Genomic DNA, 11,577 nt, shown 5'->3' on the forward strand with positions numbered 1-11,577 from the left:
TAGGGGCGCTCCGACGGCTTACGCCGTTACGACCCCAACGGCACGATTTCCCTTGGTTTAATTTGTCAGCAATATGAGGGCGATAATAATATTGCCCTCAGTTATTCAACCTAAAGACTAAGCCCCAGCCGGAACTGCGTGAGCGGTATTTTTCAGCACTGGTCCGGTGTACTTTTCAATTTCAAGCTGTGCCATCTGGCCACAGTTACCTTGCGCCAAACTGGACGAGCCGATATCGAAAGTCAGGCAATTAATATTACCGTTCTTACAAATTGAACCCGGAACAGACGGCTCGGCGGGATCAAACCATGCCCCTTCGCTTATCCGTACCACGCCTGGCCGCACATCTTCCGTTACCACGGCACCGACCAAAATCTGCCCGCGATCATTAAATGCCCGCACTAAATCGCCGTTCACAATCTGACGTGCGCTGGCATCTTGTGGGCTGATCAGAATGGCTTCGCGATCTGCTACCGCGTACTTTTCGCGCAGTGGTGTGTTATCCAATTGCGAATGCAGGCGGTTGATTGGGTGCGCAGTGTTCAGCGACAGCGGATATTTTTTTGCTTCGGCTCCGCGATACCATTCATGCGGTGGCATCCAGGTTGGGATCCCCTGACAATCGGCATACTCCATTTTGGCGATGGTATCGGAATATATTTCAATTTTACCCGATGGCGTACCAAGTGGGTTGAGCAATGGATTCTCACGATAATCGGCAAAACGCACCCACTGCTTGTTGGCCTCGGGAATGGGGAAGCGAATATAGTTATTTGACTCCCAGAACATATCGAAAGGCGGTAGGGCGACACGTGCTGTACGGGCTTGTGACTTCATATCGTCATACATTGATTTCAGCCACTGAGTTTCATCTTTACCCTCGGTAAAGGCATCAATGACCCCCAGCCGAGTGGCCATAGCAGCGAAAATATCAAAATCACTGCGGGCTTCATGTTGTGGCGGGACGCACTGATGCATCGGGAACACATAAAGCTGTGAATAGTCGCCGCCCATTTCCAAATCATTGCGTTCATAACTGGTGGTGGCCGGTAACACGATATCGGCATGTTTAGCGGTGGCAGTCCAGTAGGGTTCGTTAACCACGATGGTTTCAGGGTGTTGCCAGGCTTTCACCAAATTATTGGTATCCTGATGCTGATGGAAGGTATTTCCGCCAGCCACATAGACCATTTTGACATCGGGATAGGTCACTTTGGTGCCATTGAAATCAATGGTTTTGCCCGGATTTGCCAGACACTCGGCAATGCGCGCCACCGGAATCGGTGATGGCGAGTTCTTCGGCGCATTCCCGGCAGAAATCCCCGGTAAAATACCGCCTTTCGCCGTTGGGCTACCACCGGAAGAGTAGTGGTAGCTGAAACCAAAGCCGCCACCCGGCAAACCAATTTGGCCAAGCATCGAGGCAACCGTCACCAGCAGCCAGTGTTGTTGCTCACCGTGGTGTTGGCGCTGAATCCCCCAACCGCCCATGATCATGGTGCGCTGCTTCGCCATATCGCGTGCCAATTGGCGTATCACGTCAGCATCAACACCACTGATATCTGCCGCCCATTCTGCACTCTTCGGCTGGCCGTCGGTTTCCCCGAGCAGATAGGCCTGGAATTTATCGAAGCCAATGGTATAGGTTTTGATAAAGTCTGGATTGTGCAGCTTTTCCGTCAGCAAGGTATGAGCAATCCCAATGAGCATTGCGCTGTCGGTATAAGGGCGCGGGGCAATCCATTGGGCATTAGTGAATTTGGCGCTGTCATTATGAACCGGGTCAATGCTAATGACTTTGGTGCCTTTCTTCTTCAGCGCTTCAAAGCCCGTTTGGCCAACGTGATCCGGAACGTTCCAACTGTTTTTCAGCGTGATCATTGGGTTACACCCCCATAGGATCACCAGCTCGCTATTATCTACTACGTTAGGCCAGGCAGTTTGTTGTTCGTAAACCTCCATTGACCCCATGACATGAGTCATGATCACCTGTGCTGCACCGGTTGAATAGTCACCGGCATAACCGAGGAACCCACCACTCAGGTTCATTAAGCGTTGCAGCAAAGTGCGGCTGTTGTGCAGCATACCGACACTTTTCCAGCCATAAGAACCGGCATACAGCGCTTGTGGGCCGTGGTCTTTCTGTACCCGTACTATTTCGTTACACACCAGTTCTGTGGCTTTGTCCCAACTGACGCGCACCCATTCATCGCGGCCACGTAGTTCGGTATGGCTGCCGGGGCCACCTTCCAACCAACTTTTGCGCACCATCGGATATTTGATACGGTTCTCAGCATGCACTTGATAAGGAGCCATAGTGATCAGGTCATTTGGCCACGGATCATCTTTGACCGGCTGCACGCCGACCATACGCCCATTTTCAACGATAGCCTCAAAGGCTCCCCAATGCGCGCCGGTCAGAATACCTTTCTGTGCCTGACGTAGTGCCAGAAACTGCGGTAATGCCTGGCTGATAGCTTGCGCTAACGCTGATTTTGGCCACAGGCCACCTATCAGAGGCAATGCGGCCAGCGCACTGGTGCCCAATAAGAAGCGACGGCGGCTCATTTGCAAGGGTTGTTGTTCGTATTTAGTCATTTTCGCCTCTTATTTACAGCTTGGCCGGCATATCACTGGCATGCTTTTGTACATATTGTGTCATCACGCGTAACTGTTCCTGAGTCAGGGAGGTACGTGGTGCCATGCCTTTGATTACCCCAATCCATTGGTTCGCATTGAAGCGGTCGAGCGCGGTTAAACCGTGGCAGCCAGTGCAGTTAGCCGACATCATATCAGCGGCATAGCGCCAGATTTTCTGTTGATCATCAACCAGTTGTTTCTTCGGTAACCACACCTGAAGCGCGACCTGATGCCAGACCAAATTAGTTTCCGGGTCAGTTTGGGTATTTAATGTTTTCAGCGCTTTTTGCGCATCTTCGCCCAGTAACACACTCAAAATGCGTTTCCCTTGAGCGGCATAGAACACTTCTGCCACGCCATCTTGCTGCCAGCCTTTCACATCCACCAACACCTGGTCACCTTGCTGTTTCACCACTTCAACTTCAGTCGATGGCATCAGGTTACCGGCGTTATGGCTGTCACCTGCGTTCATAAAGAACGGCTCAGTGGCGATGGTATACAGGGTGGTGGCGGTTGCTGGTGTTTGTGCTGCTGCGGTGGCCAATTCGGCCGCACCGGCCTGAGTCACTTCACTCATGTCGGGCAGGATATGGGCCACACCTTTATGGCAATCAATACAGGTTTCACCCTTTTTGATGGCGACAGGGTGCTGAATCCGAGCTTCAGCACTTTGCCCGGTGATATCCATTGCATCAAAGCTGTGGCACGAGCGGCAGGTGGCTGAGTCGTTTTCTTTCAGCGTTTTCCACACCGATTGGGCCATAGCGAGTTTATGGGCTTCATATTTCTCTGGTGTATTGATGGTGCCAACCATTTCACCGTAGATATCTTTCACTGCGCGGATTTTGGTCCACAGATAATCCAGCGGCTCATGAGGTACGTGGCAGTCAGCACATTCAGCGCGGATACCTTTGGTGTTTTGGAAGTGGACGCTACCTTGATATTCAGCCAGTGGCTGCTGCATGGTATGGCAGGAGACGCAGAACGCGGTATCACTGGTTTTATGGAAGACAGTGGCAGTTCCTGCGAGGAGCGCGGCACCGATAATCATGCCGATCAGCAGAATCCATAACCATCCCCACCGGCGTTTTTTCACGAAGCCAGTTTGTTTTTTGCTCATAATTGCACCCACATAAGATATATAATAATTATTGTTAAAACAGACGAATCAAATGCACGACTGGATAAAATGCCAGATAATCTGCCAACAGAGCCTTATCTACCGGCGATAAGTCTTTCCCATAAAATAAGTGGGTCTATTGTAGGGCGGTTTTCTGTTGATGACTAACTCTATAGGGTTATTTAGCAATATTAGTTCAAATTGCTGAATATAAATGTGATGAATGGATAAATTTTTGTGGGATTGCACATATAACCAGCTGATTTCGCTGGTTATATATTGGTTTATATAGCGCTATTTTTTAGTCGTAGGGGAAGTAAAACTGCTGATTCAACCATAAATCGATAGCATGACGGCTGGCTTCAAAATGAGGTTCGGGTAATTCGCGCGGATCACACCACAGCCATTGCTGACATTTATCCGGTTCTTTCAGCTCAGGTCGCCCGCCGGGGTGTTGTGCCAGCAAACAAACCGAAACTGTATGTTTACCTTCTTCACGCCAGGTCGCTAGGTTATTGCATAAACCAATAACTTTCATCTCATTGATATTTAAACCTGTTTCTTCAAATATCTCTCGCTGTGCCGCTTGTTCAAAAGACTCGCCAGCCTCCATGTGGCCACCGGGAATGGACCAGTAAGGCGCATGCTGACTGCTGCGTTTGCCGAACAGTACCTCACCTTGTTGATTAACAATAATAACGCCAACACCGACAACAACAGACATCGTTTAGCTCCTTTGATATGAGTATCAGCAACTGTCAGCAAATGGGGCTATTTTGCTGCTAACAGAAACTCGTTAAAGACGAAAATGTGCGGAGTGTCAAAAATCCACTAAGAATAAAAGCAGAAAACTTGCATATATTCTTAGTCGGAAACACACTCCTTGAAACGTTTCAGCGTTATCTCGTCACCAGATGATAAAGGGTAACGCTCCTTTTTCTCATTGAAGCTGAAACGATTCAATTTCAGCAAGAGAGGAGACATAATGTTCCAGTTATCGACGCAAGATATCCATCTGGCTGCACAAGCAGGCAGCAAAAACGAGGCCATCACCCAGGTGGCGGCTGCTCTCACTCAAGCTGGCAATGTTGCTGCTGGCTATCTTGATGGGATGCTAGCCCGCGAGCAGCAAACCTCGACCTATTTGGGTAATGGTATTGCTATTCCACATGGTACCACTGATACCCGCGACCTGGTGCTGAACACTGGCGTTCAGGTTTTCCAATTCCCGCAGGGTATTGCCTGGGGCGAAGATCAAACCGCCTATATTGTTATCGGCATTGCAGCACGCTCCGATGAACATCTGGCATTATTGCGCCAACTGACGCATGTATTAAGTGACGATGCGGTTGCCGCGCAGTTGGCAAAAACAACCTCAGCTGAAGAATTACGCAGCTTGCTGATGGGTGAGAAAAAAACCGCTGAATTCCATTTTGACACTTCACTCATTGCCCTCGATGTCGCGGCTGACAACTTGATCACGCTGCAAGCACTGAATGCGGGTCGTTTACAGCAAATCAGGGCTGTTGATGCGCACTTTGTTAGTGATGTTATTACTCGTGAACCGCTGAATCTGGGACAGGGGATCTGGCTGAGTGACAGCACCGCAGGTAATTTGGTCAGTGCTGCGACGGTCAGCCGCCCGGCAATCGCTTTTGAACATAATGGGGAGAAAGTTGCCCTGTTGCTGACACTGTCAGTGGTCGATGATCAGCCATTCTCGGTGCTGAACTATCTCAGCGACTTGCTATTGGCGAAGAAAGCTGACCTATTGCTGAACGCTGATGCTGCCGCACTGTTGGCTTTGCTGACCAGTGAATATATTGAACAAAATGAAGTATTAAGCGCTGAGTTTGTTGTTCGCAACGAACATGGGTTACATGCGCGCCCAGGGACGATTTTAGTCAATACAATCAAACAGTTTACCAGTGAAATCACCGTAACCAATCTGGACGGTACCGGTAAACCCGCTAATGGACGTAGTCTAATGAAAGTTGTGGCTCTAGGGGTTAAAAAAGGGAATCGTCTGCGCTTTACCGCCAGCGGTGAAGATGCACAAGCTGCACTGGATGCCATTGGTGAAGCTATCGCCGCCGGTCTGGGCGAGGGGGCAGCATGAGCAGAAGAGTCGCCACCATCACATTGAACCCAGCTTATGATCTGGTGGGCTTTTGCCCGGAAATCGAACGCGGTGAAGTTAATCTGGTAAAAACTGCCGGTCTGCATGCGGCGGGTAAAGGTATTAATGTTGCCAAGGTGCTGAAAGACTTGGGTATTGATGTCACTGTCGGCGGTTTCCTCGGCAAAGATAACCAAGATGGCTTCCAGCTGTTATTTAGCGAATTGGGTATCGCCAACCGTTTTCAGGTAGTGCCGGGACGTACCCGCATTAACGTTAAACTGACCGAAAAAGATGGTGAAGTCACTGACTTTAACTTCTCCGGTTTTGAAGTCACCAAACCGGATTGGGATCGTTTTGTAAACGACTCATTGAGTTGGTTGGGGCAGTTCGACATGGTAGCGGTCAGCGGTAGCTTGCCAGCGGGGGTGAATCCCGATGACTTTACCGACTGGATGAAGCGCCTGCGCTCCCAGTGCCCGTGCATAATTTTCGACAGCAGCCGCGAAGCCTTGGTTGCGGGTCTGAAAGCCTCACCTTGGTTGGTGAAACCCAATCGTCGTGAACTGGAAATTTGGGCTGGTCGTCCGTTACCTGAACTGGGTGATGTGGTGGAAGCCGCACACGCACTGCGCGACCAGGGGATTGCCCACGTGGTGATTTCTCTCGGGGCCGAAGGTGCGTTGTGGGTTAATGCCTCTGGTGCCTGGTTGGCAAAACCGCCTGCCTGTGACGTGGTCAGCACCGTTGGTGCCGGTGACTCAATGGTGGGTGGCCTGATTTATGGATTGTTAATGCGTGAGTCCAGCGAGCATACCTTGCGTCTGGCAACCGCAGTCGCTGCTTTGGCTGTCAGCCAGAGCAATGTGGGTATTACGGATCGCCCACAACTGGCAGCCATGATGGCGAAAGTGGACCTGAAACCCTTTAATTGATCTCCGGAGGCGAAATGAAAACGCTACTAATAATAGACAGTTCGCTCGGGCAGGCCAGAGGCCACCTTGCGTCACTGATGTTGGGTGCTGCGGCGGCAAAAGCAGGACTGAGCTGGGTTGAGAAGGCGGCAGATGCAGAACTGGTGATTGTGGCTGGGCAATCAGTGCCAGCTGACAGTGCGCTGAACGGTAAAAACGTGTATCTCGGTGATGTGGAAAAAGCGGTACGTGATCCTGAAGGCTTTCTGGCTCAGGCTATCACTCAGGCCAAACCTTATCAGGCTGCGGTTGCTGCCACGCCAGTCGCCGCATCAACGACCGGCCCGAAACGTATTGTGGCGATTACTGCCTGTCCAACCGGTGTAGCTCATACCTTTATGGCTGCTGAAGCCATTGAAAGTGAAGCGAAAAAACGTGGCTGGTGGGTAAAAGTTGAAACGCGCGGTTCTGTCGGTGCAGGCAATGCTATTACACCGGAAGAAGTGGCTGCGGCCGACTTGGTGATTGTGGCGGCTGACATTGAAGTGGATTTAGATAAGTTTGCCGGCAAACCTATGTACCGCACCACGACTGGCTTAGCGCTGAAAAAGACCGCGCAGGAGCTGGATAAAGCACTGGTGGAAGCGGAAGTTTATCAGCCAAAAACTGGCAGCAGCACTGGGGTGAAGAAAGCAGAAACCGGCGGCCCGTATCGCCATCTGCTGACCGGTGTCTCTTACATGTTGCCAATGGTGGTTGCTGGCGGCCTGTGTATCGCGCTCTCGTTTGTATTCGGTATTAAAGCCTTTGAAGTGAAAGGCACACTGGCTGCGGCCTTGATGCAAATTGGTGGTGGTTCTGCCTTCGCCCTGATGGTACCGGTATTGGCCGGTTTTATCGCCTTCTCCATCGCTGACCGCCCGGGCCTGACGCCGGGTCTGATTGGCGGTATGTTGGCGGTGAGTACTGGTGCGGGCTTCCTTGGCGGTATCATTGCCGGTTTCCTCGCCGGTTATGTTGCTAAAGCTATCAGTACCAAACTGCGCTTGCCACAGAGTATGGAAGCGCTCAAACCGATATTGATCATCCCGCTAGTCGCTAGCTTGATTGTTGGTTTGGTGATGATTTATGTGGTCGGTACACCGGTTGCTAAAATCATGACTGGCCTGACTAACTGGCTGCAATCCATGGGTACGGCTAATGCGGTACTGTTGGGGGCTATTCTCGGTGCGATGATGTGTACTGACATGGGTGGGCCAGTGAACAAAGCGGCTTACGCCTTTGGGGTGGCGCTGTTGAGTTCTTCAGTTTATGCACCGATGGCAGCCATTATGGCGGCGGGGATGGTGCCACCGCTGGCGATGGGGCTGGCAACACTGCTGGCGCGGCATAAGTTTGACAAAGGTGAGCAGGAAGGGGGCAAAGCCGCGCTGGTTCTGGGCTTGTGCTTTATCTCTGAAGGGGCCATTCCGTTTGCTGCTCGTGACCCAATGCGTGTCTTGCCGTGCTGTATCGCGGGCGGTGCATTGACCGGTGCTCTGTCGATGGCCTTCGGCGCGCAACTGATGGCGCCACACGGCGGCTTGTTCGTGCTGTTGATCCCAGGGGCCATCCATCCAGTGCTGTTATATCTGGTGGCGATTATTGCCGGTACTGTCCTGGCCGGTGGCCTGTACGCGATGTTGAAACGTCCTGATGCAATTGTGGCAAAAGTGGCATAAGTATTATTAGCCACAATAATTAATCAGTGCCAGTCAGTTAACGCTGACTGGCATTTTTTATGCTTTCTATCATTATTACAATGGGTTAATAAAGTAGGGTTAGCTACACACTGCATTATTAATGGATAATAATGATGACGAAAAATTAAACTTTGTTTAGGTTTTGTTTAAGTTCTCTGCGTAAAATCGCGATCCGCCAATAATCATCTGGTTAGCCATTCAGTAACTGCAAGATTAAAAGTGAAAAGGAGGGGGAGGTGAGTAGCCCTATTGTTTTAGATAAATTAAAAAATGTGCTTGTCATTAATAATGAAGCACATGCTTTATCAAAAAATGAAGTGCTGCTGCTGGAACATCTCTATTTACGCGGCGGTGAAGTGATTCCCCGCGATGAATTAATCAGTACCTGCTGGCCTGATCGGGTGGTATCCCCGGTTTCATTACCGGTGGCTATCAAGCATATTCGCGATGTATTACGCAAGGCGACCCAAAATGAGGTGATTAAAACCCATAAAAGTGTCGGTTACAGTTTTCAGCAAGATAGCCTTGAATTGTCAATTAATAGTGCGGTGTATGAGCAACAAATCAATAAAGCAGAGATACGTCAAGAAACCCCAGTAGAGAATAGTGCAGAGCAGAATCAACAGTCGCTACCGGTTAAAGCGCATGGCGGGAAAAAGATCTCCCACAACTATACTGGCTACAACTACACTGGCTACTTTATGGCTGGTGCTATCGTGCTAATAATGGCGCTTTTTATCAGCGGTGAAGAGGATGTTATCTCTTTTACTGATAGCACGACTCGCAGCACGATTATTACCAATGTGCCACCAGCGCTGGATAATAGCGCTGCAGCATTACCCAAGGTCAAGAATGGGGTGATATTTAAAGACAACTTTGGTTCAGTTATTGTTTGCGACCAAGTGGAGTGTAAGCGGCAATGAAAATCAAATCTGTGGTTATTATATCTATTTTCTCCATTATTACTTTATTATTAATCTACAGTTACAAACACTTATGTTATTACTCAGAGATGAAATATGGTAGTAACACTGAGCATATTGATATTAAGGTCAGTGGGCTAAAATTTGACATTTTGCACTATATTATTGATAAGGATTCACGGCTGGTCCTGTCAGAAGAGATGTCCGGTATTAGCTTACGGAAACCGGGTGGGGGATATATTTTCTTCCCGCTACACTCATATCAATCAGCCCCGAATGGCCAGCCTAAGGGATCACTCAAGTCATTAGGTTCAGTGTTATCGGTTTGTATTTATGAAGTTGACAATCAGAAAAAGAATATTGTCAGTTTCTTTAACGGTGACCGCGGGTTTATTGAAATAAACGGCGAAACTATACATTTGTCTTCGCTATTATTGGGTTTGCAAGGTAAACATACTCATGCTTCTTATCTCAGTGTGAGTGAATAACAGCATTACAATAAAAACATTCGTTTAATTAATTATGGCTAATCAAGTCAAAAAGCAGGTTATCTCAATGGGATAGCCTGCTTTTTTGTTTCCCAGTTTTTATTAACGATTAATAAACCATTAATAATTTAAATTATCAAAAAAACTTTGCCAGTATATGCCCCGTCGGTGATGACACCGTCTGTATTATAGATTAGGTGCCGTTACCCTGTTACCGATATTCATTATCGTTTATCGTTATTCATCATCTTACTATGAGGTTGTTCTATAAAATGAATATGAAAGAATTCGTTAAAAAACCACTGGCAATTGCTGTATTAATGCTGACCTTTGGTGGAGTGGCGAATATGGCACATGCAGGTTCTGTCGTACAACACCAAGATGTTTCTGCATCGAAAGAAGTTAAACAAGGTGGGGAGTTTAAAGTTGAATTTACCGCCAGTCCTGATGAAATCACTTCAGGCCGTCAGGGAAAAGATGTGGCAGCATTTTATTTGAAAGTATCAGACTCAGCAGAGCATAGTGGCTGGCGACTAATTCCAACTGGCTCATCTAAAGGTGGATATATGTATGATGACAAGGGTAATCGTGTGGAGTTACATAGTTCATCATGGAGTTGGGTGGGGCCAGATAATAACTGGTATATAAATAACGCTGGAAATACTGTGTTAGAGGATCACCTTTATTTAGCTAAAGGTCAGGTGGTTCCCGCAGGAACATATCATTTCACAGGTCGCGTTGAAGAATATCTATAATTAGTTTAGCAGGGAATATGGCGGTTTATTATCGTCATATTCCTTATGTTATTGCTTCATGAGAATATACTTGATGAGTTATAAATGAAAATCAATATTAACAAGGTTATTATTCTAATTTTTTCATCATTAACGTTTTTACCTTATGTTTATGCTAAGGAGCCTAACCTGCATACCATTCAACATAAATTTTCAGTAAAAGTGGATGAAACACGCGCTATCTACCCATTATCTTCAGTGAAAGGGATTTCATTGTCTATGATGAATCCGCAAGATTATCCGATATTGGTACAAACGCAAGTAAAGGGGGAGGATAAACGTTCGCCCGCACCTTTTGTGGTGACCCCACCATTATTTCGCCTGGATGCGGGTATGCAAGGGCGAGTACGTGTAATTCGCACCGGGGGCAACTTCCCGCAGGATCGTGAAAGTTTGCAATGGCTATGTCTCACTGGTGTGCCACCCAAAGAGGGTGATATGTGGGATAATAGTCACCATGATAAAAATAAGGAAACGCAAGATGTTAATCTGGATGTCAGGTTGTCTATCAGCACCTGCATGAAACTATTGATCAGACCAGAACAACTTAAACAAAAACCGGAAGATGTTGCAGGTGAATTAACTTGGCAGCGTAATAGGAAACAGTTGCAGGTTAATAACCCGACACCATTTTATATCAGTTTTAAATCAATTAATTTGGGAGGTAAAGATATCAATTTATCTTCTGCTGGTGAGAATACCTATGTGGCACCTTTTGGTGAAAGGAGTTATGCACTGCCGATGGATATGGCCGGATCTCCCGTAGAAGTTAATTGGAAAATCATTAATGATTTGGGCGGCGAGAGCCAGGTATTTAAAGCCAATGTTTAAAGAGAA

10 protein-coding genes are annotated in these 11,577 nt (G+C 48.1%); 7 read left to right on the forward strand and 3 right to left on the reverse strand.

Features of this window, described 5'->3' with window-relative positions; translation table 11 throughout:
- Positions 1–117 precede the first annotated feature (117 nt).
- The 3 genes from torA to QSV56_RS01335 all read right to left on the reverse strand — a co-directional run bounded on the left by torA (position 118) and on the right by QSV56_RS01335 (position 4,484).
- Positions 118–2,598, reverse strand: a complete 2,481-nt coding sequence (torA, locus tag QSV56_RS01325; protein ID WP_019079943.1) for a trimethylamine-N-oxide reductase TorA — start codon at positions 2,596–2,598, stop codon at positions 118–120.
- A 13-nt stretch (positions 2,599–2,611) separates the two neighbouring features.
- On the reverse strand, positions 2,612–3,760 hold the full coding sequence (locus QSV56_RS01330; RefSeq protein WP_301210341.1) for a NapC/NirT family cytochrome c: 1,149 nt from the start codon (positions 3,758–3,760) through the stop codon (positions 2,612–2,614).
- Positions 3,761–4,061: 301 nt separating this feature from the next.
- Positions 4,062–4,484 (reverse strand): NUDIX hydrolase, encoded by a 423-nt coding sequence (locus tag QSV56_RS01335; protein WP_019083489.1) that lies wholly within the window; start codon positions 4,482–4,484, stop codon positions 4,062–4,064.
- Between the two features lie 261 nt (positions 4,485–4,745).
- Between QSV56_RS01335 and fruB the strand changes: the two genes are divergently transcribed.
- The 7 genes from fruB to QSV56_RS01370 all read left to right on the forward strand — a co-directional run bounded on the left by fruB (position 4,746) and on the right by QSV56_RS01370 (position 11,571).
- Positions 4,746–5,879 carry a fused PTS fructose transporter subunit IIA/HPr protein gene (gene fruB / locus QSV56_RS01340; RefSeq protein WP_301210343.1) on the forward strand — a complete coding sequence of 378 codons (1,134 nt, stop codon included), beginning with the start codon at positions 4,746–4,748 and terminating at the stop codon, positions 5,877–5,879.
- On the forward strand, positions 5,876–6,814 hold the full coding sequence (gene fruK, locus QSV56_RS01345) for a 1-phosphofructokinase (protein WP_013650126.1): 939 nt from the start codon (positions 5,876–5,878) through the stop codon (positions 6,812–6,814). The genes fruB and fruK overlap by 4 nt, the downstream gene beginning before the upstream one ends.
- A gap of 14 nt (positions 6,815–6,828) precedes the next feature.
- The gene (fruA, locus tag QSV56_RS01350; RefSeq protein WP_046694829.1) at positions 6,829–8,514 is read left to right on the forward strand and encodes a PTS fructose transporter subunit IIBC; all 1,686 of its coding nucleotides are present in this window, start codon (positions 6,829–6,831) and stop codon (positions 8,512–8,514) included.
- A gap of 257 nt (positions 8,515–8,771) precedes the next feature.
- Complete coding sequence (locus QSV56_RS01355; RefSeq protein ID WP_301210347.1) at positions 8,772–9,458, forward strand: winged helix-turn-helix domain-containing protein; 687 nt, start codon at positions 8,772–8,774, stop codon at positions 9,456–9,458.
- Positions 9,455–9,946 (forward strand): fimbrial polyadhesin regulatory protein MyfF, encoded by a 492-nt coding sequence (gene myfF, locus QSV56_RS01360; RefSeq protein WP_050122460.1) that lies wholly within the window; start codon positions 9,455–9,457, stop codon positions 9,944–9,946. Before QSV56_RS01355 ends, myfF begins: the two co-directional genes overlap by 4 nt.
- Before the next feature lie 272 nt (positions 9,947–10,218).
- On the forward strand, positions 10,219–10,701 hold the full coding sequence (locus tag QSV56_RS01365; protein ID WP_050122458.1) for a MyfA/PsaA family fimbrial adhesin: 483 nt from the start codon (positions 10,219–10,221) through the stop codon (positions 10,699–10,701).
- Between the two features lie 84 nt (positions 10,702–10,785).
- Complete coding sequence (locus QSV56_RS01370) at positions 10,786–11,571, forward strand: fimbria/pilus periplasmic chaperone (RefSeq protein ID WP_050122455.1); 786 nt, start codon at positions 10,786–10,788, stop codon at positions 11,569–11,571.
- Positions 11,572–11,577 lie beyond the last annotated feature (6 nt).

This window comes from Yersinia sp. 22-579 (assembly GCF_030433455.1).
In the GTDB taxonomy this organism is placed as follows: Bacteria; Pseudomonadota; Gammaproteobacteria; order Enterobacterales; family Enterobacteriaceae; genus Yersinia; species Yersinia enterocolitica.